General features: G+C 63.6%; 22 protein-coding genes and 1 pseudogene. 18 read left to right on the top strand and 5 right to left on the bottom strand.

Annotated elements, in window-relative coordinates; translation table 11 throughout:
• Window position 1: 1 nt before the first annotated feature.
• Entirely contained in the window at window positions 2-1,273 is a 1,272-nt protein-coding gene (locus NKI69_RS17470) for an NAD(P)/FAD-dependent oxidoreductase (protein WP_023808843.1), read from the bottom strand.
• A 196-nt stretch (window positions 1,274-1,469) separates the two neighbouring features.
• On the opposite strand from NKI69_RS17470, the gene NKI69_RS17475 reads away from it, so the two are divergent.
• The 7 genes from NKI69_RS17475 to NKI69_RS17505 all read left to right on the top strand — a co-directional run bounded on the left by NKI69_RS17475 (window position 1,470) and on the right by NKI69_RS17505 (window position 10,231).
• On the top strand, window positions 1,470-2,462 hold the full coding sequence (locus tag NKI69_RS17475; RefSeq protein WP_023808844.1) for a dipeptidase: 993 nt from the start codon (window positions 1,470-1,472) through the stop codon (window positions 2,460-2,462).
• A 310-nt stretch (window positions 2,463-2,772) separates the two neighbouring features.
• Entirely contained in the window at window positions 2,773-4,332 is a 1,560-nt protein-coding gene (locus tag NKI69_RS17480) for an ABC transporter substrate-binding protein (protein ID WP_023808845.1), read from the top strand.
• Between the two features lie 52 nt (window positions 4,333-4,384).
• Window positions 4,385-5,332, top strand: coding sequence for an ABC transporter permease (locus tag NKI69_RS17485; protein WP_023808846.1), 948 nt, complete (start codon window positions 4,385-4,387; stop codon window positions 5,330-5,332).
• A 28-nt stretch (window positions 5,333-5,360) separates the two neighbouring features.
• Window positions 5,361-6,200: an ABC transporter permease gene (locus NKI69_RS17490; RefSeq protein ID WP_031212293.1), complete on the top strand. Its 840-nt coding sequence runs from the start codon at window positions 5,361-5,363 to the stop codon at window positions 6,198-6,200.
• Window positions 6,197-7,180 (top strand): ABC transporter ATP-binding protein, encoded by a 984-nt coding sequence (locus tag NKI69_RS17495; RefSeq protein WP_023808848.1) that lies wholly within the window; start codon window positions 6,197-6,199, stop codon window positions 7,178-7,180. The genes NKI69_RS17490 and NKI69_RS17495 overlap by 4 nt, the downstream gene beginning before the upstream one ends.
• Window positions 7,177-8,154 carry an ABC transporter ATP-binding protein gene (locus NKI69_RS17500; protein WP_023808849.1) on the top strand — a complete coding sequence of 326 codons (978 nt, stop codon included), beginning with the start codon at window positions 7,177-7,179 and terminating at the stop codon, window positions 8,152-8,154. Before NKI69_RS17495 ends, NKI69_RS17500 begins: the two co-directional genes overlap by 4 nt.
• A gap of 49 nt (window positions 8,155-8,203) precedes the next feature.
• Window positions 8,204-10,231 carry a CocE/NonD family hydrolase gene (locus NKI69_RS17505; protein ID WP_031212303.1) on the top strand — a complete coding sequence of 676 codons (2,028 nt, stop codon included), beginning with the start codon at window positions 8,204-8,206 and terminating at the stop codon, window positions 10,229-10,231.
• A 19-nt stretch (window positions 10,232-10,250) separates the two neighbouring features.
• Here NKI69_RS17505 and NKI69_RS17510 read toward each other — a convergent pair whose 3' ends face one another.
• A complete protein-coding gene (locus NKI69_RS17510; protein WP_023808851.1) occupies window positions 10,251-11,153 on the bottom strand; it encodes a LysR family transcriptional regulator in 903 nt (300 codons plus the stop codon).
• A 102-nt stretch (window positions 11,154-11,255) separates the two neighbouring features.
• On the opposite strand from NKI69_RS17510, the gene NKI69_RS17515 reads away from it, so the two are divergent.
• From NKI69_RS17515 to NKI69_RS17525, 3 genes and pseudogenes are all read left to right on the top strand, one after another.
• Window positions 11,256-12,245: a zinc-dependent alcohol dehydrogenase family protein gene (locus NKI69_RS17515; RefSeq protein WP_023808852.1), complete on the top strand. Its 990-nt coding sequence runs from the start codon at window positions 11,256-11,258 to the stop codon at window positions 12,243-12,245.
• A gap of 194 nt (window positions 12,246-12,439) precedes the next feature.
• A complete protein-coding gene (locus NKI69_RS17520) occupies window positions 12,440-12,739 on the top strand; it encodes a TFIIB-type zinc ribbon-containing protein (RefSeq protein WP_023808853.1) in 300 nt (99 codons plus the stop codon).
• 68 nt (window positions 12,740-12,807) lie between these two features.
• Window positions 12,808-13,793: pseudogene (locus NKI69_RS17525) on the top strand (Tim44 domain-containing protein).
• A gap of 41 nt (window positions 13,794-13,834) precedes the next feature.
• On the opposite strand, the gene NKI69_RS17530 reads toward NKI69_RS17525, so the two are convergent.
• Window positions 13,835-14,935, bottom strand: a complete 1,101-nt coding sequence (locus NKI69_RS17530) for a lactonase family protein (RefSeq protein ID WP_352722187.1) — start codon at window positions 14,933-14,935, stop codon at window positions 13,835-13,837.
• A 199-nt stretch (window positions 14,936-15,134) separates the two neighbouring features.
• On the opposite strand from NKI69_RS17530, the gene NKI69_RS17535 reads away from it, so the two are divergent.
• The 8 genes from NKI69_RS17535 (at window position 15,135) to NKI69_RS17570 (ending at window position 22,703) form a co-directional block, all read left to right on the top strand.
• Window positions 15,135-15,686: a MaoC family dehydratase gene (locus NKI69_RS17535; protein WP_352440082.1), complete on the top strand. Its 552-nt coding sequence runs from the start codon at window positions 15,135-15,137 to the stop codon at window positions 15,684-15,686.
• Window position 15,687: 1 nt separating this feature from the next.
• Window positions 15,688-16,848 (top strand): CaiB/BaiF CoA transferase family protein, encoded by a 1,161-nt coding sequence (locus NKI69_RS17540; RefSeq protein ID WP_023808856.1) that lies wholly within the window; start codon window positions 15,688-15,690, stop codon window positions 16,846-16,848.
• On the top strand, window positions 16,845-18,014 hold the full coding sequence (locus NKI69_RS17545) for an extracellular solute-binding protein (protein ID WP_352440083.1): 1,170 nt from the start codon (window positions 16,845-16,847) through the stop codon (window positions 18,012-18,014). Before NKI69_RS17540 ends, NKI69_RS17545 begins: the two co-directional genes overlap by 4 nt.
• 26 nt (window positions 18,015-18,040) lie before the next feature.
• The gene (locus NKI69_RS17550; RefSeq protein ID WP_352722190.1) at window positions 18,041-19,228 is read left to right on the top strand and encodes an ABC transporter substrate-binding protein; all 1,188 of its coding nucleotides are present in this window, start codon (window positions 18,041-18,043) and stop codon (window positions 19,226-19,228) included.
• 66 nt (window positions 19,229-19,294) lie between these two features.
• Window positions 19,295-20,032 (top strand): ATP-binding cassette domain-containing protein, encoded by a 738-nt coding sequence (locus NKI69_RS17555; RefSeq protein WP_352554897.1) that lies wholly within the window; start codon window positions 19,295-19,297, stop codon window positions 20,030-20,032.
• Window positions 20,025-20,783, top strand: coding sequence for an ATP-binding cassette domain-containing protein (locus NKI69_RS17560; protein WP_023808860.1), 759 nt, complete (start codon window positions 20,025-20,027; stop codon window positions 20,781-20,783). Before NKI69_RS17555 ends, NKI69_RS17560 begins: the two co-directional genes overlap by 8 nt.
• Window positions 20,780-21,730, top strand: a complete 951-nt coding sequence (locus tag NKI69_RS17565; protein WP_352722193.1) for an ABC transporter permease — start codon at window positions 20,780-20,782, stop codon at window positions 21,728-21,730. Before NKI69_RS17560 ends, NKI69_RS17565 begins: the two co-directional genes overlap by 4 nt.
• Window position 21,731: 1 nt before the next feature.
• Entirely contained in the window at window positions 21,732-22,703 is a 972-nt protein-coding gene (locus tag NKI69_RS17570; RefSeq protein WP_352722195.1) for an ABC transporter permease, read from the top strand.
• 9 nt (window positions 22,704-22,712) lie between these two features.
• On the opposite strand, the gene NKI69_RS17575 is transcribed toward NKI69_RS17570, so the two are convergent.
• Together NKI69_RS17575 and NKI69_RS17580 are read right to left on the bottom strand one after the other, a co-directional pair.
• Window positions 22,713-23,552, bottom strand: coding sequence for an amidohydrolase family protein (locus tag NKI69_RS17575; RefSeq protein ID WP_352722197.1), 840 nt, complete (start codon window positions 23,550-23,552; stop codon window positions 22,713-22,715).
• A 65-nt stretch (window positions 23,553-23,617) separates the two neighbouring features.
• On the bottom strand, window positions 23,618-24,403 hold the full coding sequence (locus tag NKI69_RS17580; RefSeq protein ID WP_023808863.1) for an IclR family transcriptional regulator: 786 nt from the start codon (window positions 24,401-24,403) through the stop codon (window positions 23,618-23,620).
• Between the last annotated feature and the right edge of the window lie 155 nt (window positions 24,404-24,558).

The raw sequence follows: 24,558 nt of genomic DNA on the forward strand, positions 1-24,558 counted from the left end.
ATCAAGCCTCGCGGCCAAATCGCGACGCCTCATGACGCGCGCCCCAGGCCGGCATGGCGGCCTCGATCTCTGCTTCCGACTTGAAGGCATCGGAGGCGTAGCGATCGACACGGAACCGCTCCGCGGAAACGAATGGGGTCTGCCCGAGGACCAGTTCGCAGGAGAGCCGGCCAAGACCCGGCCCATGGGTGACGCCGCTCTCATTATCGCCGCCGACGACCACGATATTGTCGCTGCCGGGGACCTTGCCGACGATAAGACCGTTGTCGGGCGTGTAGCACGGCACACCTTGCGCCCAACTCGCGATCGTCGAACCGCGCAGCGGCGGGAACACCGTCTGCAGCTCGGCAAGCTCCTGCTCGAATGTCTCCTGCATCAGTTCGAGATTGTGCGGTTGGCCGGGTTCGATTTCGCTGTCATTTGTTTTGTACAGGGGTTTGTAGTGCCGGCCGGTTCCCCACATGACGGCCCCGAATGTCTCGCGCAGCCACAGCCGCAATTCGCGGCACTGGACGGTGGGGATGGTCGACGGCAGCCCGCGATCATCGGTGACGATGCGTGTCGCGACGACCCGCAGCAGCGGCAACTTCCAGCCGAGGCCCGATATGATCTGGTTGTCCCATGCGCCAGCGGCAACGATCACGCCGTCAGCCTCAAGGCTGCCCTGATCGGTCTCGATCGCCACCCGGTCGTCGGCATCATGGACGGCCGTCACGCGTGTGTTGCTGCGGAATACGCCGCCCAGCTCGCTGATCTGGCCGGTCAGCACACCCATTGCCAGCTTGGTGTCGAGCTGGATGCCATGCGGATTGTAGGCCGCCGAATGGACCCGCGCCGGATCGATGAGACCTTGCATCTTCTGGCCGATCTGCGCGGCGTTCAGATCCTGCATTTCCGTCGGGGCATAGGAAGAGTCCAGCACCGGGCGGACAAAACGCTCGCGCCCGTCCTCGGTCAGCGCCATGATCAAGGTGCCGTTCGGCCGATAGCCGATCTCGACGCCGACCTCGTGCAGCCGGCGATAGAAATCGAGGCCATATTGCTGCAGCTGAAGACCCTCTTCGCCAAGCGGAATCATGCCGGCGGACCAATGCGAGACAAATCCCGCGCCGGCGCTGGTGGTCGCGGCACCCGGCTGACCCGCATCGATGACCGTCACCCGGCGCACGCCGGACCGCAGCAGATGGAAAGCCGCGCTGCAGCCGATGATGCCGCCGCCGATTACCGCGATGTGCCTGCTATCGCTCCCGCCATGGCTTCCGTTTGAACTCATCTTTGTTCTCCCTTTTGCCGATGGTCCGATCGGAGCGACATGCAGCGACGGCGACCATACAGGCCCGTTCGGAGCTGTATAGACACATGTGTCTGTGGCCTGATACTTGATGCGTACTGCATCTGGATCACACGTCCGGAACGCCGCTTGATCCGGCCTTCCGTCGTGTTGGCGTTGCCAAGAGAGTGAGAAAAAAGTGAGCGTTTCGACTGCCGCCAAGGCCATTTTCGACAGTGAAATCATATGGGACGCGCATTCCGGCTTCATGCCGGACCCGGCTGCGGACCTGAACAATCTGCAGATCTGGCGCGACGCCGGCATCGACTATCTGTCGATTGATGTCGGCTTCGACCTGTTGCCCTGGGAGCAGACAGTGCGGACGCTCGCAAATTTCCGCCACTGGATCCTTGCCAATCCCGAGCACTACACGCTGGTCTCCTCGGTAGAGGAAATCCGCAAGGCAAAGCTTGAGGGCAAACTGGCAATCACCTTCGACGTCGAGGGCATGAACGCGCTCGACGGCCGCATCGAAATGGTGGAGTTCTATCACCATCTGGGTGTGCGCCAGATCTTGTTTGCCTACAACAGGAACAACCTCGCCGGCGGCGGTTGCCACGATGTCGAGACCAGCCTGACGGCGTTCGGCCGCCAGGTCATCGACGAGATGAACCGTCTCGGCATGTTCGTCGACGTCACCCACACCGGCTATCGCACCTCGATGGAGGTGATGGAATATTCCAACCGGCCGGTGATCTTCTCGCACTCCAACGCCAAGGCCTTGTGCGGCCATGGCCGCAACATCACCGACGAGCAGATAAAGGCCTGCGCGCGCACCGGCGGCATCGTCGCGATCGTCGGGCTCAATCGTTTCCTGGGAGAGGGACGCACGGACTCGGACAGGTTGGCCGACCACATCGAATATCTTGTCGATCTGGCTGGCCCAGATCATGTCGGCATCGGGCTGGACTACGCCTTCCCCGTCGACATCAAAGGCATCGACCGTATCATTTCCGACAACCCGCAATTCTGGCCCAGGAGCGAGTATCCGGAAGGGGCGACGACCTACGCGGCTCCCGGCCAGATGAGCGAACTGACCGATGTGCTTCTGCGCCGCGGCCAGTCCGAGCAGACCGTGCGCAACGTCCTGGGCGGCAATTTCGTGCGCCTGGCGGCCGAAATCTGGAAGTGATCGGCCGCGGAGAGGCGCATGTCCGCTACAGCTCTTGATCCAGGCCCCACCGAATGGCGGGCCAAGCCGCGCCGTGTGGGCGATCACATTTAGCCCGCGTAGGGCCCAAGCCGACGCGCTGGCGCGGTCGGAACAGATGTCGATATTTCCCGCAAGATCGTCCGTATTCAAGATTCGGACATGCCGGCAAAATTTTCGCTAGACATACATGTCTATTATTAGCAGTTTTAGCTGACAGACACATTCGGCCCGGCTTGGAGAATGGCCAACGGCCGGAAACAAGACAACGAAAACAGCAGAGGGGTAGAGCATGTCCATTCTAGCCGACACCAGGGTTTCGCGCCGCAGCCTGCTCGCCGGAGCCGGCGCTTTCGGCCTCGCCTCAATGGTCAATCCAAAAGTTTCCTGGTCGAGCGACGGGCCGATCCTCAAGGTGCGCTCCTACGCCGACATCCAGACGCTCGACCCTTGCTTCCGGCTGGCGGCACCCGAAGGCGACATCACCAGCGTCATCTTCGCCGGCCTCGTCGTCACCACGCCGGGCGACAGCTGGGGCTGGCGGCCGATGGCGGCGGAGACGATCAAGCAGCTCGATCCGCTGACCGTCGCCTTCCAGCTGCGCGACAATATCGGCTTCACCGATGGCTACGGCCAGATGACGGCCGAAGACGTCAAGTTTTCGATCGAACGCATCGCCGATCCCGCCAACAAGAGCCCCTACTCCGGCGACTGGGCGACGCTCAAAGAGGTCGAAGTCAAGGACAAGCTGTCGGGGCTGATCCACCTGAAGCAGGCCTTCGCGCCGCTGTGGACGTCGACCTTGCCGACGCCTTCCGGCACCATCCTGTCGAAGCGCGCCATCACCGAGCTCGGTGGCAAGATGGGTGTCAAGCCGGTGGCCCAGTCGGGGCCCTACATCCTGAAGGAATGGCTGCCCAAGCAGCGCACGGTGCTGGTGCGCAATCCCGACTGGAAGTACGAGCAAGGTGCCTTCGCGGAGATCCACATCCATCCGATCGAGGATGAGAAGACCGCCGAACTCGGCTATGAGGCCGGCGACCTGGATTACACCTGGACCGCGGTCTCCTCGATCTCGCGCCTGAAGCAGACACCGCCGCCAAAGACGACCGTGGTCGAGAAGCCGTCGCTGGCCTTTGTCTGGCTTGGCATGAACCAGGATGTCGCGCCTTTCAACAATCCGAACATGCGCCGCGCGGTTCAGTACGCCGTGGACCGCAAGGCGGTGGTCGATGCCGCCTATTTCGGCGCCGCCGCCACCGCCACCGGCATCATCGCGCCCGGCCTGCCCGGCCATCGCGAGAAGAACCTGTTCGATTTCGATCCGGACCGCGCCCGCGACATGATCGCCAAGGAAGGACTGGCCGGCGCGACGATCACGCTCGACATCCTCAACAAGACCGAGCGCCTGACCGCGGCGCAGGTCGTGCAGTCGAACCTGCAGGATGTCGGCCTCACTGTGGAGATCAAGCAGAACGACAGCGGCACCTTCTGGACGCTGGGCGCCAAGGAAGGCGACTACTACAAAAAGCTGCAGATGATCATCAGCCGCTTCTCCATGCAGCCGGATCCGAGCTGGGCCACTGCCTGGTTTACCCGCGACCAGATCGGTGTCTGGAACTGGGAGCGGTTTTCCAGCGAGGAATTCGACAAGCTCAATGCCGAAGGCATGGTCGAGCTCGACCCGGCAAAACGCGATGTCATCTACAAGAAGCTGCAGGACCTGATGGAGGAGAACGGCAACTACGTTTTCCTGACGCATGAGGTCACCGGCATCATGAATCGAGATACGCTTGTGGCCGGCCTGAAGCCGAACGGCGAACCCGTGTTCACCGACTTCAAACCCGCATGATATCGGCGGGCGGGGCTCGTCCCCGCCAAAGACCGTCCGACAGGTACTGGAAATGATCCGCTACGCCCTCAAGCGTCTGTGGCTTGGCGCCATCATCATCAGCGTGGCCATGATGATGATGTTCGCCATGGTTTACCTCATTCCCGGCGACCCGGCCTCCGTTGCGCTGGGGCCGCGCGCGACGCCGGAGATGATGGAGGCGCTGCGCGTACGCATGGGCCTCGATCAGCCGGTGTGGCGGCAGTTCCTACATTTCTACGGATCGGTCCTGCGCGGCGATCTCGGCACAGAGGTGCTGTCAGATCGGCCAGTTCTGGACGTGGTGATGGAACAGCTTCCGTTCACGCTGGCGCTGGTGGTCGGCGGCATCACGTGGTCGGTGGCGCTCGGCATTCCGCTTGGCTGCATCGCGGCGGTGCGGCGCGGCGGCTTTGTCGATCAGGTGATCGGGGTGCTGTCGGTGGCGATGATCGCCGTGCCGTCCTTCGTCGTCGCCATCTATTCGCTGCTGGTGTTTGCGGTCGCCCTGCAATGGCTGCCGGCGATCGGCGCCGGCGAACCGGGCGACCTCGCCAGCCGGCTCCAGCACCTCATCTTGCCGTCGCTGGCGGTTGGCCTTGGCTGGATCGGCTATATCTCGCGCATGGTGCGCGCCTCGATGCTGGAGACGCTGGAAGCCAGCCATATCCGCACGGCGCGCGCCTTCGGCCTGACCGAGCACAGGATCGTCTACACCTACGCCCTCCGCATCGCCGTGCTGCCGACGATCACCTTGCTCGGCGTCGGCATCGGCCACATGCTGTCGTCTTCCGTCTTCGCCGAAATCGTCTTTGCCCGTCCCGGCATCGGCAAGCTGGTCTATGAGGCGATCTCGGTGCGCAACTATCCCATCGTCTCCGGAGCCGTGCTGGTCACCACGGTCTTCTTCGTTCTCGTCAACGTAGCAGCCGACATCCTCGTCGGTATCTTGGATCCCCGTGTCAGATCAAGTTTCAACTGAGCTGCCATCCCGCAGCTTCCGTCTCGGCATGATATGGCGCACCTTGCGCCGCATCATGCGCGAGCCGCTCGGCGCGATCGGCCTGACGCTGGTGACGGTCGTGGTGCTGTCGGCGGTCTTCGCCAGCCTCCTGACCAGCTATGCGCCGAGCAAGATATCGCCGGCCGAACGCTTCGCTTCGCCGAGCCTCCTGCATCTGCTCGGCACCGACCATCTCGGCCGCGATCTTCTCACCCGGGTGCTCTATGGCGGACGCGTCGCGCTTTTGATCGCGCTGGGCGCGACAGCGGTGTCGCTGGTTGTCGGCGTCGTGCTAGGGCTGATCGCAGGCTATGGGCCGCGCTGGCTCGACAATGTGCTGCTGCTGATCTTCGACGCCGTGAAGAGCTTTCCCACCGTTATGCTGGCGCTGACGCTGGTCACCCTGTTCGGCCCCTCGCTCTACGCGGTGGTGCTGGTGGTGATGCTGGTCAATGTGCCGGGTTATGCGCGCATCATCCGAACCCAGACGCTGGTGCTCAAATCGGCCGAACACGTCATGGCGGCGCGCTCGATGGGGGCAAGCGCCGGCCGCATCCTGCGTGTCCATATCCTGCCCAACATCATCGGCCCGATCCTGATCCTGATCTCGATGGACATTCCCGTGGTGGTGGCGATCGAGGCGGGCATGAGCTTCCTCGGGCTCGGCGTGCGGCCGCCGACGCCGAGCTGGGGTGCGATCCTCAATGACGGCTTCGCCAACATCCGCGATTCCTACTGGATCGTGATTGCCGGCGGCCTGCCGATCGTGCTGACCACGCTCGGCTTCACCTTCTTCGGCGAGACGCTACGCGACCTCTTCGATCCCAGGCTGAAGGGACGCTCATGACGGTTCTCGAGGTCAAGGATCTGAGCGTCGCCTTCCACACCGAGGCCGGGCGACTGGAGGCGCTGAAGCAGGTGAGTTTTTGCGTGCCGGCCAACCGCAGCGTCGGCGTGGTCGGCGAATCCGGCTGCGGGAAATCGACGCTCATCAACGCCATTCTCGGCCTGCTCGCCGACAATGGTGAAATCACATCGGGCGAGATCATCTTCGAGGGCGACAAGGACCTTGCCCGGCTCGACCCGACCGCGATGCGCGGCCTGCGTGGCCTCAGGATCGCCACTGTGTTCCAGGATCCGATGGGCGCGCTCAACCCGGTGCTGTCGGTGGGGCGGCAGATGCGCGACATTCAGTATCGCTCGGGTCTGTCGAAGCGGGACAAGGATGCACGCTCCGTCGCCATGCTGCGCAAGGTTCGCATTCCCGATCCGGGAAGCCGGCTGACGCAGTTTCCACACGAGTTCTCCGGCGGCATGAAGCAGCGCATCGCCATTGCGATGGCGCTGATGATGGAGCCGGCGCTGCTGATCGCCGACGAGCCGACGACGGCACTCGATGCGACGCTGGAGGTGGCCACCATCGAACTGCTCAAGGATCTGCAGCGCGACATCGGCTGCTCGGTGCTGTTCATCTCGCATCATCTGGGCGTGATTGCCGAACTCTGCGACGAGATGATCGTGATGTATGCCGGCGAAGTAGTGGAGAGCGGCACGACCCGCGAGATATTCCACGATGCGCGTCATCCCTACACGCAGAAGCTTTTGGCTTGCGATCCCGCCCGGCTGTCGCAGCGGGTTGCTCGCCTGCCGACCATTGCCGGGACCTTGCCGGATTTGCGCCGCCGGCCGAGCGGCTGCGTCTTCCAGCCGCGCTGCGATCGCGCCGACGCCCAATGCCTGACGACGCCTCCCAGCGCAGTCCTCGGTGGGTCTCACATCGCCCACTGCTGGCATGCGGACATTCCCTTGGGAGCGATGAACGCATGAGCTCCGAAGACCTGCTCAGCGTCAATGATTTGCGCGTCGCGTTCCGCGCTGGCGGCCTGTCCGCCAGGCTCGCGGGGCGGGCCACCGAGATCGAAGCGGTCTCCGGCGTCAGCTTCACGCTTCAACGAGGCAGCACCTTCGCGCTGGTCGGCGAATCCGGCTCGGGCAAGACGACGCTGGCGCGCACGCTCAACGGTCTTCAGCCGGTGAAGGCGGGCACGATCCTGTTTGAAGGGCAGGAACTGCAAGGCCTGTCTAACACCGCCATGAAACCGGTGCGGCGGCGCATGCCGATGATGTTCCAGGATCCTGTGGGATCGCTGTCACCACGGCTCAGCGTGCGCTCGCTGCTGTCTGAGCCTTTCGTCATTCACGGCTTGTCCGATCGCGATCTCAACGCCGAAGTCACACGGCTTCTTGCGCTGGTCGGGCTGCCGCGCGATTTCGCCGACCGCTACCCGCACCAGCTTTCCGGCGGCCAAGCGCGCCGCGTCGGTGTGGCGCGGGCGATCGCTCTGGACCCGGTGCTGGTCGTCGCCGACGAGCCGACCGCCGGCCTCGACGTCTCCGTGCAGGGAGAGGTGCTGAACCTGCTCAACGACCTGCGCGACCGAATGGGCCTGTCGATGCTGATCATCACCCACAATCTGCATGTCGTGCGCCAGATCGCCGACCGCATGGCGGTGATGTATCTCGGGCGCTTCGTCGAGCAGGGTGAAACCGAAGCGATCTTCCGCGCGCCGCATCATCCCTATACGGCGGCCCTTCTGTCCGCCAATCCCGAGCCGGACCCAGATCGGGTGCACCAGCGCATCACGCTGCCGGCCGACGTTCCCTCCCTGCTGGCGCGCCCTTCAGGCTGCGAATTTCACACACGCTGTCCGCAGGCCCAGCGCTGCTGCGCGGTGGATGTCCCCATCCCGGTCGCGGTCGGAAACGGCCGCCTGACCTGCCATTTCCCGCTGAACACATAAGGATCGCCACCGGCGCAAGTTGTCGGCCGGGGCGTCGAGAGGAGCCGCCATGCAAGATATCCGCGTCGTCACCGATTTCCCGCGCAAAATCCGCGAGATCGAGAATTTGTGGATTCCGATGCCTGACGGCGTCAAGCTGGCGGCGCGTGTCTGGCTGCCGGAAGACGCGGAGGCCGATCCGGTGCCGGCGATCCTCGAATATTTGCCCTACCGCAAGCGCGACGGAACGGTGGAGCGCGATGCGCTGACGCATCCCTATTTTGCCGGTCACGGCTATGCCGGCGTGCGGGTCGACATGCGCGGCTCAGGCGACAGCGAGGGATTGTGCAAGGGTGAGTATCTGAAGCAGGAGCAGGATGACTGTCTGGCGGTCATCGAATGGCTGGCCCGGCAATCCTGGTGCTCGGGTAGTGTCGGCATGATCGGCATCAGCTGGGGCGGCTTCAACGGGCTTCAGGTCGCCGCGCGGCGACCGCCAGCACTGAAAGCGGTTGTCTCGCTGTGCTCCACGGATGATCGCTACAATGATGACGTGCATTATCTCGGCGGCGCCATGATGTGCGACAATCTGATGTGGGGAACCACCGCCTGGGCCATCGCCATGACCCCGCCCGACCCGTTCATTGTCGGCGATCGCTGGCGCGATCTTTGGGAGCAACGGCTGAACGGCAACGGCATCTGGATGCAGGACTGGTTCGAACACCAGCGCCGCGACGATTTCTACAAGCACGGCTCGATCTGCGAGGACTATTCCGATGTCGAAATCCCGGTCTATGCCGTCGGCGGCTGGGCCGACGGCTATCCCAATCCGATCTTCCGGATGCTGGAAAAACTGAGCGGTCCTCGCAAGGGCCTGATCGGACCCTGGGGCCACAAATATCCGCACTTCGCCATGCCCGGCCCGCGTATCGGCTTCCTGCAGGAGTGCCTGCGCTGGTGGGATCAATATCTCAAGGGCATCGACACCGGCATTGCCGACGAGCCGATGCTGCGCGCCTGGATTCAGGACCCCGCACGGCCGGCGGCGATCTATGACGAGCGGCCCGGCCGCTGGGTGGCGGAGCCGGCGTGGCCGGGACCAGGCGTTGGCGAAAAGGTGCTGAACCTTGCGCCGCATGTGCTGAGCGAGGCCAGGGGCGAAGATACGATCCTGGAGATTTCGTCGCCGCAGACGGCCGGCCTGTCGTCCGGCGCCTGGTGCGGTTATGGCGTCATGCCGACTTTGCCGGTCGACCAGCGCACGGAGGAAGGCAATGCCCTGATCTTCGAGACCGCGCCGTTGACCGAAGCCATCGAGATCCTTGGTTTCCCCGAATTCGAGGTCAGGCTCTCCTCTGACAAGCCCGTCGCCCTTCTGTCCGCCACGCTGTCGCAAGTGTTCCCTGAAGGTGCTGCCTCGCGCATCAGCTACGGCATCCTCAACCTGAGCCATCGCAACGATGATCTGGACATCGCACCCATGGTGCCGGGCCAGGCGGAAACGGTGCGCATCAAGCTGCGCTGCTGCGGGCAGCGTTTCGAGGTTGGCGAGCGTATCCGGCTGGCACTGGCGACATCGCATTGGCCGATCGTCTTCCCGACCGCCGAACAGGCGACGCTGTCGATCCATTGCGGCGACAGCCGGCTGATCCTGCCGGTACGCCCACCGCAGAAGCTGGACGACACGCTAGGGGCCTTCCTGGGACCTGAAAGCGCCAAGCCGATGGAGCAGGAGGTTCTGGCCAAGGGCGACGGCTTTCAGCGCTCGGTGTCGGCGGACCAGGTCACCGGCGAGACCGTCTATCAGGTCGTCAATGATGGCGGCACGGTGCGGCATCCACATACGCAGATGACCGTTGCGGCGAGGCATGTCGACCGGTTCACCATCCACCCCGACGATCCGAACTCGGCGGTCGGCACCTGCACCTGGGAAAAGTCCTATGGCCGCGGCGACTGGCAGGCGCGCCTTTCGGTGAAGGCGACCGTGCGCGCGCTGCGCGATGTCTGGCGGATCGAGACCCACATCACTGCCCATGACGGAGATGAAGTGGTCGTCGATCGCAGCGAGGTCAAGGAGTATCCGCGCGACCTCAACTGAAAGCGGCTGCGATTGGCAATCAGGCCATCGATCTCGGCAAGGCGGCAGCCAGCGCATCGACGGCCAGCCGCACCTTCAGCGGCAGATGCGGTGTCTGCAGCCAAAGGGCGTAGCAGTCGTAGAGATATCGCGGCTGGTCCGGCAACAGCGCCACCAGCGCACCGGCTTCAATGCGCTCGCGCACCAGCCACCAGGGCAGCCAGGCAAGCCCCATGCTCTCAACAGCCGCATCGGCGATGGCATCGAGATCGTCGAGCCGCAGCCGCCCGGTTGGCGTAATCTCCTGTACGGATTGCCCCTCGCGCGCAAACAGCCACGGCTGAACGACCTGGCCGAGCCGGCGGTAGACAATCGCCTGATGATCAGCGAGATCCTCGATACGCTGCGGCTCGTCATGAATTCTGAGATAGGAGGGTGCGGCGCAGACGACCATGTCCTGGCGCGCGACGCGGCGTGCGATCAACCCCGCCTTGTCGCCCAGAGCACCGGTCCGAATGGCGAGATCGTATCCGTCTTCGGCAAGATCGGCGAAGCGGTCGGTGAGCGACAGGTCGAGCTCCAGCATCGGATATTGCCGCGCCAGCCGCAGCAGCACGGGTGCAACGCAATGGCGGCCGAAATGCGCCGGCATGGTGACCCGCAGTTTTCCACGTGGTTCGGAGAACTGGTCGGCGGCGAGCGCATCGGCGGCTTCGGCCTCGGCCAGCACCACCCGGCAGCGTTCATAGTAGGCGCGCCCGAAGTCGGTCAGGCTCTGCCGCCGCGTGGTCCGGTTGAGCAGCCGCACGCCCAGCCGCTCCTCGAGGAACCGCACATGCTTGCCAACCATTGGTCCGGACAGATCGAGTGCGACTGCGGCGGCTGCGAACGAGCCGAGGTCGACGGCCCTGACGAACACGGACATGCTCTCAAGCCGATCCATATTCAAAACTCCTGGTTTCTACTGTTCTTCCCTTACAGCCATTTATCCCCGGCAAGCCTAGCTGCATAGCTCATTCGGTTCAGATGATTTGGAGTATCCCGAATGACACGCGTAGTTCGCTTTCACCAGCATGGTGGCCCGGAGGTTCTGCGCATCGAGGATGTCGCGCTTTCCCCACCGGGGCCGGGCGAAGTTCAAATCCGGGTCAAGGCACTCGGCCTCAATCGCGCCGAAGCGCTGCTGCGCGCGGGGGCCTATATCGAGACGCCGACGCTCCCCTCGGGGCTTGGTCTTGAAGCGGCGGGTGTCGTCGAGACTATTGGCGACGGCGTGAAGGATTTCGCGCCAGGTGACAGCGTCAGTGTCATCCCGCCGCAATCGATGATCCGCTGGCCGGCCTATGGCGATCTTGCCACCTACCCCGCCCGACTTGTCGTCAAGCATCCGCAGTCGCTTGACTGGCAAACGGCAGCGGCGGTCTGGATGCAATATCTCACCGCTTATGGCGCGCTGATCGACATCGCCGGGCTGCACAGCGGAGACGCCGTCGTCATCACAGCAGCATCGAGCAGTGTCGGGCTTGCGGCGATCCAGATCGCCAACAAGGTCGGCGCGACCGCGATCGCGGTGACGCGGACATCGGCGAAGATGCGGGCGCTGCTCGAGGCCGGCGCGGCCGACGTCGTGGCCTCGACGGAGGAGGATCTGGCGGCGCGATTGAACCAGATCGCCGGGCCGCGAGGCGTGCGCGTCGTGTTTGATGCGGTCGGCGGCCCGATCTTCGAGCCGCTGACGGCGGCCATGTCGCATAGCGGCATCCTCATCGAATATGGCGGACTGAGCCACGCGCCGACGCCATTCCCGCTGCCAGCGGTGCTGAGCAAGACGCTGACACTGCGCGGCTACCTCGTGCACCAGATCACCGGTAACCCGGTAAAGCTGGAGGCCGCCAAGGCGTTCATCGTCGAAGGCCTGCAGAGTGGGGCACTAAGACCGATCATCGACCGGACCTTTGCGTTCGACCAGATCGTCGAAGCGCATCGGTATCTGGAATCAAACGAGCAGTTCGGCAAAATCGTGGTGATGATTTGAGCGGAGTTGACAAACAAATCGTTCCTGGGGGCGATATCGCTCTTGAAGGCGCCGAGTTGCATTCCTAACTGTCTCACGCGGGCCGGGCCCCTCTGACTATCGCTTTTGGCGATCGTGATGTCGGACCGCTTTAACGGGCCCGTTTCCATGTTTTCGGTCAAGCGGGCTCAATCTTTTTCGGTTTGGAGCCCCGTATGACATCTTCTCTTCTTGGCATGACTTGCCCCTCCTGCCGCGTTGCGCTCGTGATGAGCGAACGCCAGGGTATCGAAATCGACTACTGTCCGCAGTGCCGCGGCGTCTGGCTTGATCGGGGAGAACTCGACAAAATCATCGAGCGTTCCGGCAGGGAAGCGGCGCCCGCGCCGCAGCCACAGCCGGCAGCATTCTCCCAGCCGCAACACGGCCAGGGCCGCGACGACGATTATTCCCGCTCCCACGGCCACCGCTATCCGAAGCGGAAGAAATCATTTTTCGAAGAGTTGTTCGATTGACCGCATGACGCCGGCACCCGGCGGCGGCTGAAAACTTCCGAAACCGCAGAGACAAAGGTTCATCTCCGATGACTTCCCGTACAAGCCGATTTGCAGCCCTCTTTGCAGGACTGTTCCTGGCGTTTTCGATGGTTGCGATAGACCATGCCGAGGCGCGCCGCGGCGGCAGTTTCGGCAGTCGTGGCATGCGCACGTTCCAATCGGCACCGCCGACCAGGACCGCACGGCCCCGACCGCTCCAGTCGAGCGTTCGACGACGCCCAACACCGGTGCGAACAACGCGGCCCAGCAGCCGCAGGCCGGCCCGCAGAGGCCCGGCTTCATGAGCGGTTTCGGTGGAACGATGATGCGCGGCCTGCTGCTCGGCGGCCTGATCGGCCTGCTCGTCGGCCAAGGCTTCGGCGGCCTGGCCGGCATGTTCGGTTTCCTGCTTCAGGCCCTGCTCATCGGTGGCACGATCATGCTGGCTATCCGCTTCTTCCGCTCGCAATCGGCGCGTGGTCCTGCGCCAGCGCTCGCCGGTGTCGGCAATGCCCAGGCTTCGAGATTTGAGAACCGCGCAACGGCAGGGCAGCAGACTGCAGGCTCCTTCACAATTCCTGGCTTTGGCGGTGTTTCGGGCGGAAGCTCTCCGGCCATCGGTTCTGATGAGATCACGCTGGCTCAGACCGACCTCGACGCATTCCAGCAGCTGTTGACCGATGTCCAGGAAGCATTCGGGCGCGAAGACCATGCCGCTCTGCGCCGGGCTGTTACCCCCGAAATGGTGTCCTATCTGTCGGAAGAGCTGGCCGACAATGCCCAGAAAGGTCTCAGGAACGAGGTAACGGACGTCACGTTGCTGCAGGCCGACGTCGCTGAAAGCTGGCGTGAGGATGACCGCGACTACGCCACGGCCGCATTGCGCTACGAGTCTCGTGACGTGACGCGCGAACGGGCTAGCGGCAAGGTCGTCGCGGGCGACGATGATCATCCGACAGAGACGACCGAGCTGTGGACATTCGTGCGTGAGAATGGCTCGAACTGGAAGCTCTCGGCAATACAACAGGCTTGAGCCCAGGGCGATTTTGTCCAGGGCTTCACAGTTGTGGGCGTTCAGCGCACGATCTTGATGCACATCGGCGTGCCGATCTCGATGGCGCGCCCGGTGTCGCTGAGCATGCCGGTCTCGGCGTCGCGAGCGAAAATCGAGATGCGGTCGGCATTCTGGTTAGCCGAGAACAGATGGCCGCCTGAAGGCGTCAGCGCCAGGTTGCGCGGCGTCGCACCGCCGCAAGGGACATAGCCGACGAGGGCCAGCGAACCTGTCTGCTGATCGACCGCCATGATGACGACGCTGTCGTGGCCACGGTTGGAGCCGTAGACAAAACGGCCATCCGGCGAAATCTGGATATCGGCGCAATGGTTGCTGTCGCGCGCCTCGGCCGGCACCGCCGGCTTTGCGTCGATGATGGACAGCTTGCCTGATGCCTCGTCCAGCGCCATCGAGACAATGGTCGAATCCAGCTCGTTCATGACAAAGACGAAGCGTCCGTTCGGATGCAACGCAAGATGGCGCGGACCGGCGCCCGGCGGCAGAGCGGATTCAGCGAGCTTGCTGAGCTCGCCATCTCGCCCGATGCGGTAGGACACCAGCCGGTCGATGCCGAGGTCGGCGACGATAGCCATGCCACCACCGGCAATGGTTTCGGTGACGCTGTGGGCATGCGAGCGTTCCTGCCGCGCCGCATTCGGGCCGGTGCCGGAATGCGATACGCTGGCCAGCGGCGCCGACAGCGCGCCGTCCTTTTCGAAACCATAAACCGCCACGGCACAATCCGGACCGCCCTCGCCCATGCCATAGTTGGCGACCAGCAGCCTCGTCCCGTCGCGGGTGATGGTGTTGTGGGCGGTGATGCTGCCGAGCGACGGCTGCTTGTTCAGATAAATGAGCGTACCAGAAGCTCGATCGAAGCTGTAGGCGGAGACGGTGCCCTCGCGCCAGGTGAAGACTTCCGAATTGGCATAGATGTGCGAGCCGTCTGGCGTCACCGACAGGAATGTCGGATTGTCGACATCGTTGGTCTCGGCCAGTTTTCGTGTTTCCAGCGTCGTCTCGTCAAAGCTGTAGACGCCGAGACCGACGCCCCGAGCGCCCTGAAAATACGGCGCCTCGCGGTTCAGGCTGCCGACAAAGACCAGACAATCCTTGCGCATGATTTCCTCCCCTGCCCGCCTGCGCTTCGGCGCGCGGGAGCAACCAAAATTTCGCCTGCTCACGCTTGCAACGCAACCCCATATGTGAAAATACTATTTACAAAAGAAGATTGACGGGAGGAGACGTCTTGCATTTCGACGCCTTGATGCGTTTTCCGACAGCTGAGACGTGCTCCAGGCAGGGCTGGTGGAGCCGACCATGAACGATTTTGCGCCCACCGTCGGCGTCGCCTCGACGCACCCAAAAAATATGCCCGAGGAGCACGCCGCGCTGCCGGTGTGGAACGCCGAAAACTGGTTCTATGAGGATTGGCCGGTCGGGCAGAAGATCCGCTCGTTGCGACGGACCATGGCCGAAGGCGATAGCCATTTGTTCAACACGCTGGTGCTCGACATCCACCCCTATGTGCAGGACCAGATATTTGCCGAGAGCGAAGGCATTTTCGGCAAGCGGCTGATCGCCGGCGCCTTTGTCTTCTCGGCTGGCCTCGGCCTGGTCGCCACCAATTGCGTCAATGCCTTTTCCTATGGCTACGACAAGCTCCGTTTCATAAAGCCTGTCTTCATTGGCGACACGATCTATTCGATCCGCTCCAACCTCGACAAGAAGCCCCGCTACAAGGAGATGGGGCTGATCCGCGCCAGCTATGAGGTTTTCAAGGGCGAAGGCGAGCTCGTTCTCTATTGCGAGCATCTGCAGACGGTGAAGTACCGCAACCCGGCCGACTTCGTCGGCAAGACGGAGAAATAGCATGCCGGCAGCAGCCGAATTGCCGCTCGCCGGTCTCGTCGTCGTCGACATGAGCCAGTTCCTGTCGGGCCCGTACTGCTCACTCAGGCTGCTCGATCTCGGTGCCCGCGTGATCAAGATCGAGCGTCCGGATGGCGGCGACCTGTCGCGCCGGCTCTATCTCAGCGACACCGAGATCGGCGGCGATTCCACCATCTTCCACGCCATCAACCGGGCCAAGGAAAGTCTTGCCATCGACCTCAAGAACGAGGCCGATCTCGAAGCGTTGCGCGGCCTCCTGGCCAGGGCTGACGTGCTGATCCAGAATTTCCGGCCGGGCGTCATCGAACGGCTCGGCCTGGACTATGAAGCGGTCCGCAAGATCAACCCGCGGCTGGTCTATGCTTCGATCAGCGGCTATGGCGAGGATGGGCCATGGGTCAAACGGCCCGGCCAGGATCTCTTGGCGCAGGCGCGTTCCGGCGTGATGTGGCTGAACGGCGACGAGGATCAGGGACCGGTGCCGTTCGGCCTCGCCATCGGCGACATGCTGGCTGGTGCCGCCTGTGCGCAGGGCATTCTGGCCGCACTGGTGCGGCGCGGCATCACCGGTCAGGGCAGCCATATCGAAACCAGCCTGCTGGAAGCGCTGGTCGATTTCCAGTTCGAGGTGCTGACGACGCATCTCAATGACGGCCGCCGGCTGCCCAGGCGCTCCAGCTTCCGCAGCGCGCATGCCTATCTGTCGGCGCCTTACGGTGTCTACCCGGCCAAGGACGGCTATCTCGCCATCGCTATGACGCCGATCCCCAAGCTGGCCGACCTCTTGTCGCTCAGCGAGTTGGCACCCTATCGCGACAAGCCTGCATCGTGGTTCACCGCGCGCGACGACATCAAGGCGATCATCGCGCAGCGGATCGCCACCAAAACCATCGACGAATGGCTTGATATCCTCGAGCCGGCCGACATCTGGTGCGCCAAGGTACTGACCTGGCCCGAGATGCTGGCAAGCGAGGGGTTTCAATCGCTCGATATGCTGCAGACGGTGACGCGCGAGGATGACGTCTCGATCCTCACGACGAGTTCGCCGCTCCGGGTCGATGGCATCAGGGCCAAGGTCGATCGGGCGGCGCCGCGCATCGGCGAGCACAGTGCCGCCATCCGCGCGGAGTTCGGCCTGTGAGCGTGCCCAAGCTCAAGGGCATGACCTGGAGCCATCCGCGTGGCTACGATCCGATGGTCGCCTGCTCGGCGCTGTGGCAGCAGAAGACCGGTATTGCCATCGAATGGGACAAGCGCTCGCTGCAGGATTTCGAATCCTTCCCGGTCGAGGAACTGGCGCGCGCCTATGATCTCATCGTCATCGACCATCCGCATGTCGGCCAGATCACGGCCGAAGGCTGCCTGGAGCCGCTGGATGTCGCCGGACGCGAGGCGGAACGCACGGCCCTTGCCTCGGGCAGCGTCGGCCAGTCCTATCCGAGCTACAACTGGCAAGGACGGCAATGGGCTTTCCCGATCGATGCGGCAACCCAGGTCCAGGCATGGCGGCCGGATGCGATCGAGGCGCCACCGGCGCGCTGGAGCGAGGTGCTCGATCTCGCCCGGCAAGGCCGTGTGCTGCTGCCGCTGCGGCCGCCTCACGTGTTGATGGTGTTTTACACATTCGCAGGCAATCTCGGCCGTCCTTGCACCACCGATCCATCCCACGATCTCATCGATGTTGACGCCGGTAGCGAAGTGTTTGAAGCAATGCGCGAGATTGCAGCGCTCGTTGATCCGGCTTGCTTGGAGATGGATCCGATTGCCGTCTCGGAGCGCATGGCGGAGGCCGGTTCCAGGTTCGTCTGCGCGCCACTGATCTATGGCTATGTTTCCTATGCGACGACTGGCTTTCGGGCGAACCGGCTGGCCTTTGCCGATGTTCCGGTCATCGGTTCCGGCGGCCCGATCGGTTCGGCGCTCGGCGGCACCGGCATAGCCGTATCAGCCTTTTCCAAAGCCAGGGATGCCGCGATCAACTTTGCCTATTGGGTCTCGAGCGGCGATGTCCAGCGCGGCGCCTATGCCGCCGCCGGCGGCCAGCCCGGCCATGCAGCGGCCTGGGAAGATCAGGCCGTCAATGAAGCGACCGGCAATTTCTACCGGGACACGCGCGCGACACTGGAGGGTGCATGGGTGCGGCCGCGCCATGACGGCTACATGGCGTTCCAGCAGGCCGCGTCCGAACGCATCCTTTCCGGCATGACCTTCCGGCATCAAGCCCGACAGGTCGTTGCCGATCTCAATCGCCTGTTTCGGGAGAGTTCCCCGGTGCAGGTGTCCGGCGCTGCCGGTGGAGGAGCCTGAACCAAACCGAACGGAGGAGAACAAGAATGACAGGAATGATCCGCGGCCTGCTGGCCGCAACGGCGCTTGCCTCGCTTGCAACGGCCGCCTTTGCACAGGATGTGCAAGGCGTCATCGGTGGACTGCCGACCGAACTCAAGGCGCAGTATGACGGAGCACCCCAGAAGGTATTGCCTTCGGCCTGGGAGAATTTCAACGCGCCGCCAAAGCCGTGGAAATGGTGCCACTCGGAATCCTACCAGGGCAACCCGTGGCGGGTCACGGTGACCAAGGAGTTGAAGCGTCTTGTCGACGGGCTGATCGCCGACGGCACCGTCTCCAGCTTCGAGGTGTCGGATTCCAACAACGACGCCAGCCAGCAGATCAACCAGATCCGCGCCTTCATCGACAAGAAATGCTCTATCATCACGTCGGTGCCGGGCTCGGCGACGGCGCTCGACGATGCCATCGACGCTGCCGCCAAGGCCGGCATTCCGTTCATCACCGCCGCCGGCTCGGTGACCAGCCCGAACGCCATCAATGTCGATTCCAACTATGCGCGCTGGGGCTATGACATGATGACGGCGATCGCCAAGGCGCAGCCGGACGGCGCCAGCATCCTTCTGGTCGAAGGCATCGCCGGACACCCGATCGTGGTGCAGGAGCGCCAGGGCGCGGACAAGGCGCTGGCCGAAAATCCGAAGCTGAAGATTTCGCGCAACGTCAACGGCAACTGGACAGCCAACGTCACCAAGACCGTGGTGCTGCAGGCGATCGCCACCAACCCGGCGCCGATCGATGCGGTGTGGACGACAGGCAGCGAAAGCCGTGTCGTTGCCGAAGCCTTCGCGGAAGCCGGCCGGCCGGCGCCATTGATCACCGGCTCGATCACCGGGGACGCGCTGGGCTACTGGAAGGCCAACCCCGACAAGTACCGCTTCGAAGGCCATGCGGTGCTGCCGCACTGGACCGCGCAAACACTGTTCCGCGTCGGCGAGCGCATGCTCGACGGCCAGAAGCCGAAGCTGAACACGCTGCTGATCCCGATCCCGCCTGTCCACACCGCCGATCTCGGTGCCTGGTACAAGGACTGCATGACGACGGATGCCGTGTCGATCTTCCCGATCCCGCCGAAAGATCCGATGCCGGAGGAATGGCTCGACGCCTATTTCTCGAACCCGGCGCCGACCAAGGGCTGGGATTATTCGAAGGTGCCCGATGCCTGTGCAAAGTGACGCCTGCTAGTCTCTCAGCAGGCCGGCTCCTTTCAGGGAGCCGGCCTGCCAGCATCGAAACGCGACATGCTTGAAATCAAAACCATATCCAAACGCTATGGCGAGACGATCGCGCTCGCGGACGCATCGATCGCGTTTCGGGCGGGAACCATCCACACCATCCTGGGCGAGAACGGTTCGGGCAAGAGCACGATGGTCAAGCTGCTGTCCGGCATCGTCCAGCCGGACAATGGCGCGATCCTGCTGCAAGGCAAGCCGTTTTCGGGTGCCAAGCCCTCGGCCTTCCAGGCGCAAGGTTTTGCCACGGTGTTCCAGGAGGTGCTGATCGCGCCGGACTGCAGCGTCATCGATAACATCCTGCTCGGCCTCGACGGGCTGGTCCGGCGCGCTGTTCCCCGCAACGAGCGCCGTGACCGGGCGAAAGCCGCGCTGAAGCGCTTCGCGGTTACCGACGTCCCCCTCGACAAGCCAGCCGGCCTGCTGCCGCTTGCCGCGCAGCAATTGGTCGTTCTCGCCCGCGCGATCGTGCGCAACCCAAAGATCCTGATCCTCGACGAGGTCACCGCCGCGCTCGACTTCGCCGATCGCGAATCCGTCTTTTCCCTGATGCGCGCGCTGGCCGGCGAAGGCTGCCTGATCCTGTTCATCACCCACCGCATGGACGAGGTGATGTCGCTGTCGGATCGCATCTCGATCCTGCGCGGCGGCAGCGTCGTGCGCACCGAGGAGCGCGGCGCTTCGACGCCGGCTGAACTTCTCAAGGCGATGGCGCCACGCACGGCGGCGGAGCTGCAGCATGGCTGATCGCGCCGCCCTCGATTTTGGTGGTCTTGCCGTTCGCGACCTCGTCATCGCGCCCGGCGCCAGCCCGATCACGCAGGCAATCGCTCCGGGTGAGATCGTCGGGCTTGCCGGTCTCGATGGTCATGGCCAGGAGCTGTTTCTCAAGATGCTTGCCGGCCTGGAACCGCCCCATGGCGGCTCGATCGAACTCGGTTCATCAGATGCCTCCCGAAAGATTACCGGGTTTCGCAAGGCTGTCGCCAGCGGCATCGCCTATTTGCCGCGCGACCGACGCGCCAACGGCATTTTCCCGACACAGTCGGTGCTCGACAATTTCGCCGTCTCGACCTTGTCGCGCGACACGCGGCTCGGGCTAATCAGCCCGTCGGCACGCAAGGCGCGCTACGACTTCTATCGCGAAAAACTCTCGATAGTGGCGCCCCGGCCCGATGCGCCGATCACCACTCTTTCGGGCGGCAACCAGCAGAAGGTGCTGTTGGCGCGTGCCTTGGCGCTGGAGCCCGCGATCCTGCTCCTCAACGATCCGACGCGTGGCGTCGACGTGGCGACGCGGCATGTGCTCTACGACGTGTTTCGCGGGCTGGCGTCCGACGGCATGGGGCTCGTCATCCTATCCAGTGAAATCGAGGAGATTCTTCTCCTGTGCCAGCGCGTGCTGGTGTTCCGTGAGAATGAAGTCGCGGCCGAGATCTCTGGCGACGCGCTCACCACCGACAGCGTGATATCAGCCATGTTCGGACGTGCGGCATGAACCCTGTTGCGCGCCTCCTGTCCCTTGGGCGAAATTTCGGCTTCGCGGTGGTGCTGCTGGTCGTGCTGCTTGCGATCAATCTTATCCTTAGCCCCGGGCGGTTCCAGCCGGGTTCCTGGGGCGCGCTGGTCGGATTGGCGGCGCCCTTGATCGGTGCGGCCATTGCGTCCACGCCTGTCATCCTCGCCGGGCGTGGCGGAATCGACATCTCGGTCGGGCCATTGATGGGCTTCGTCAACGCTTTGACGATCCAGGTGCTGTTCCTCGGCACCGGCATCTCATCGCCCCTGGTGCTCGTTCCGGCTGCATTGCTCGTCGGGGCGCTGGTGGGTGCTGCGAACGGCTTTCTGGCGACAATCGTGCGCATTCAGCCGATCGTCGCGACGCTCGGCACCTATCTGATCCTCACCGGCGTGACGTTAACAATCCTGCCGGCGCCGATCGGTCCCGCACCGGCCTGGCTCAAGGCACTGTCCGGCCCGCTGTCGATGCTGCCGCTGGCGGCGATGTTCATCGTCTGGTGGCTGGTGCGGCGCACCCCTTACTACGACCAGCTTATGGCGGTGGGCAGCGACGACCGTGCCGCCTACACCGCCGGCGTCGATGTCACGCGCGTGCGCTTCATCGCCTATATCATGACCGGCATCCTTGGCGGCTGCGCCGGATTGATGCTGACCGCGCTGATCGGCTCCGCCGATCCGAACATCGGGCCAACTTACACACTGATCGCCATCGCCGCGGTAGCGCTCGGCGGCGTCAGCCTTGCAGGCGGGCGTGGCAGCGTCACCGGTGCCGCCATTGGCGCCATCGACATCTTCCTGCTGCAAAGCGTGCTGACGACGTTCAACGTCTCGACCTTCGTGCTGCAGATCGCCTATGGCGCCATACTGGTGCTGGCCGTGATGCTGACAGCGCTGCAGGAACGTCTTGCCATGGGGAGACGCTGACATGGTTTTGCGCCAAAACCTCTTCGCGACAACCAACGCCCGCGTCGTCGGGGCCTTCTGTGTCGCCGTCCTTCTGCACCTTGCCGGTACGGTTCTCATTCCTGGCTACTCCTCGCCGTTTGCGGTGCGCGCCATGTTGGTCCTCGCTTCGCTGCTCGCCGTCGCCTCGATCGGCCAGACGCTGGTCGCCATCATGGGCGGCATCGACCTTTCGATCCCTTTCGTCATCGGCTTTGCCAATGTCGTGGCGGCGCAGCTTTATGGCGATGGCTGGAATTTTGTCCTGGTCTGCGTCCTCGTCAGTATGCTGGCGCTCTTCATCGGCGGGCTGAACGGGCTGATCTCGCGCAGCCTCGACATCCAGCCGCTCATCGTCACGCTCGGCGTCGGCATGGTCGTGCAAGGGCTGGTGCTGCTGTGGACAGCCGGCTTCCCGTCGGGCTCCGCGCCGCAAGCGGTTTCCAGCTTCGTGTCGATCGGGGGATCGGCCGGACCGCTGCCGGTTCCGTGGCTGGTGCCGAGCCTGGTCGTGCTGGCCGCGCTCGTCGTGCTGGTGCTGGAGCGAACGCCTTATGGCCGCCGGCTCTATGCGCTGGGCAGCAATCCGGGCGCGGCACCGCTGGCGCTGATCGACCCGGTTCGCATGTGGGTCATCACCTATGCGGCAAGCGCTTTCTTCGCCGCCGTGGCAGGGGTGCTGCTGCTCGGCTTCACCGGTTCGGCCTATGGCGATGTCGGCCAGCCCTATCTTTTCCAGACCATCGCGGCGGTCGTCGTAGGAGGCGCAGCACTTGTCGGTGGCCGGGGAAGCTATCTCGGCACGATCGCCGGCGTGCTGGTGCTGACCGAGATCAACACGCTACTGATCGGCCTCGGCTTCCAGCCCGCAGCGGTGCAGGCCGCGCTCGGCTTCGTCATCGTGCTGCTGGTTTCGCTCTATGGCCGCGAACGGCACGTCTCGACAACCATCTGAAAGGACCAGTCAGTCGAGCCGCCACAGCTTGCGGGCATTGCCGGACAACAGCCTGTCGCGCTCGGAGATGCTGCAGCCCGAGAGCAATGCATGGGTCGCCGCCACCCAGGTCGACAGACCGCCGCCTAGCGTGCAGACCGGCCAGTCGCTGCCCCAGACGACGCGGTCCCAGCCGAATGAATTGATGGTGTGCTCGACGTACGGCCGCAACGTCTCAACCGTCCAGCTGCCGGCATCGGCATAGGCGACGACACCGGAGATTTTGGCCATGACATTCGGGCGCCGGGCGATGTCGCTCATATGCTCGCGCCATGGATGTTCGCTCTTGCCTTTGATGTCGGGGACGCCGCAATGGTCGAGGACGAACGTCACATCGGGTGCCAGGTCGGCAAGCACGATCGCCCTGGGGATCTGGTGCGGCAGCACGACGAGATCGAAGGTCAGGCCGGTGCCGCCAAGCCGCTTTATGCTGGCGCGAAACACCGCACCTTCCGAGAGCTCGTCGGGCACGACGTGGAGGACGCGGCGAAAGCCTTTTACGAACGGGTTTGCCCGCTGCCGTTCGAGATAGGCCGCGAAGTCCCCTTCCTCAGGACGGCAGGACGCGATCACCCCGGCCAGCATGCTGCCGGACTGCCGTGACAGTCCTTCCACACGAGCGGTCTCGGCTTCGATGTCGGCCGCATCGACATCGACCTCCATATGCAGCACACGCCCTACGCCGACACGCTGCGCCTCCACGGCGTATTCCTCATAGGAGAAATCGCGGTTGAGCGCCGGCACGCCGGCGAGCCAGGGATAGCGCAGGGCCGAGCGATCGATCAGGTGAAGATGGGTATCGATGATCATGGTGAGGCTCCTCCCTCTGGCTTTTCAAATCATCTCACGGGGGAATTCTTCATTCAAATAAGAATTCACACCGATGAGCCGACTGCTGATCCAGCAAGGTGCGACAGCTTTTCACACGTTGCCAGCAACAGTTCGATCGTCCTGGTGATGTCGGGCGCGGAAGGCGCGTTGACCACCGTGATGTAGGGAATCGACAGCGCGGCGATCGCCTTGCCGTCGGAACTGCGCACCGGGGCGGACAGGTTGAAGACGCCGGCTGTCTGCATCGAGGCCATCATCTCGTAGCCACGGTCGCGGATCTGGTCGAGACGGGTGAAGAACTCGGTCGATTGCGCCGTCTTGTCGGTGCTGCGGACGTGTTCGGAAATCATCATCTGGCGCTCTTCCGGTGAGCGGAAAGCGAGCAGCACATGTCCCGAGCCGGTGTCGAACAGACTGATATGGGAGCCGACCCGGATCGATATGCCCCAGTAGTTCGGTGCTTCTTGCTGGCCGATGACGACGGCAGAACCGCGATCAAAAACAACGAGTTGGTTGGCCTGCTGCGATGTCTCGGCAAGCTCACGCATCAGCGGCGTCGCATAGGAGACCAGCCGCCGAACCGGCGCGTGCAACTGTGCCAGACCGAACAGCTTGAGCGTCAGCGAATAGCGGTCGCCGTCGAGCCTGGTGACATAGCCGCGCCGCACCAGCCGGTCGAGCATACGGTAGAATTCGTTGGGGCTGCGGTCGAGTTTCTTGGCGATTTCTGCCTGGGTCAGGCCGCCGTCGACGCCCGCCAGCAGTTCAAGGATATCGAGCCCCTTGTCGAGCGCCGGCGCGCGATAGCGCTCGTCTTCGCTGTCGTCCATGGGCTCATCCTCCAGTGAATTTCACCCTTCATATACGCAGGAACGTGCGCGGCGGAAACAAATTTCGCCTTGACGTGTCTATGAATGTTTTGTTTGTATATGAATGTAGCACTTCTTGTCATCAGACGAGTTGCGGTCGCCGCGGAGGCGGCACC

The organism is Mesorhizobium sp. M0491, from assembly GCF_040321265.1.
In the GTDB taxonomy this organism is placed as follows: Bacteria; Pseudomonadota; Alphaproteobacteria; order Rhizobiales; family Rhizobiaceae; genus Mesorhizobium.

Bases quoted from the DNA above. Each gene is read 5' to 3' on its own strand.
- NKI69_RS17470 (WP_023808843.1), bottom strand. From the start codon at position 1,273: ATGAGTTCAAACGGAAGCCATGGCGGGAGCGATAGCAGGCACATCGCG.
- NKI69_RS17480 (WP_023808845.1), top strand. From the start codon at position 2,773: ATGTCCATTCTAGCCGACACCAGGGTTTCGCGCCGCAGCCTGCTCGCC.
- NKI69_RS17485 (WP_023808846.1), top strand. From the start codon at position 4,385: ATGATCCGCTACGCCCTCAAGCGTCTGTGGCTTGGCGCCATCATCATC.
- NKI69_RS17490 (WP_031212293.1), top strand. From the start codon at position 5,361: ATGATATGGCGCACCTTGCGCCGCATCATGCGCGAGCCGCTCGGCGCG.
- NKI69_RS17495 (WP_023808848.1), top strand. From the start codon at position 6,197: ATGACGGTTCTCGAGGTCAAGGATCTGAGCGTCGCCTTCCACACCGAG.
- NKI69_RS17500 (WP_023808849.1), top strand. From the start codon at position 7,177: ATGAGCTCCGAAGACCTGCTCAGCGTCAATGATTTGCGCGTCGCGTTC.
- NKI69_RS17505 (WP_031212303.1), top strand. From the start codon at position 8,204: ATGCAAGATATCCGCGTCGTCACCGATTTCCCGCGCAAAATCCGCGAG.
- NKI69_RS17510 (WP_023808851.1), bottom strand. From the start codon at position 11,153: ATGGATCGGCTTGAGAGCATGTCCGTGTTCGTCAGGGCCGTCGACCTC.
- NKI69_RS17515 (WP_023808852.1), top strand. From the start codon at position 11,256: ATGACACGCGTAGTTCGCTTTCACCAGCATGGTGGCCCGGAGGTTCTG.
- NKI69_RS17520 (WP_023808853.1), top strand. From the start codon at position 12,440: ATGACATCTTCTCTTCTTGGCATGACTTGCCCCTCCTGCCGCGTTGCG.
- NKI69_RS17530 (WP_352722187.1), bottom strand. From the start codon at position 14,935: ATGCGCAAGGATTGTCTGGTCTTTGTCGGCAGCCTGAACCGCGAGGCG.
- NKI69_RS17535 (WP_352440082.1), top strand. From the start codon at position 15,135: ATGAACGATTTTGCGCCCACCGTCGGCGTCGCCTCGACGCACCCAAAA.
- NKI69_RS17540 (WP_023808856.1), top strand. From the start codon at position 15,688: ATGCCGGCAGCAGCCGAATTGCCGCTCGCCGGTCTCGTCGTCGTCGAC.
- NKI69_RS17550 (WP_352722190.1), top strand. From the start codon at position 18,041: ATGACAGGAATGATCCGCGGCCTGCTGGCCGCAACGGCGCTTGCCTCG.
- NKI69_RS17555 (WP_352554897.1), top strand. From the start codon at position 19,295: ATGCTTGAAATCAAAACCATATCCAAACGCTATGGCGAGACGATCGCG.
- NKI69_RS17560 (WP_023808860.1), top strand. From the start codon at position 20,025: ATGGCTGATCGCGCCGCCCTCGATTTTGGTGGTCTTGCCGTTCGCGAC.
- NKI69_RS17565 (WP_352722193.1), top strand. From the start codon at position 20,780: ATGAACCCTGTTGCGCGCCTCCTGTCCCTTGGGCGAAATTTCGGCTTC.
- NKI69_RS17570 (WP_352722195.1), top strand. From the start codon at position 21,732: ATGGTTTTGCGCCAAAACCTCTTCGCGACAACCAACGCCCGCGTCGTC.
- NKI69_RS17575 (WP_352722197.1), bottom strand. From the start codon at position 23,552: ATGATCATCGATACCCATCTTCACCTGATCGATCGCTCGGCCCTGCGC.
- NKI69_RS17580 (WP_023808863.1), bottom strand. From the start codon at position 24,403: ATGGACGACAGCGAAGACGAGCGCTATCGCGCGCCGGCGCTCGACAAG.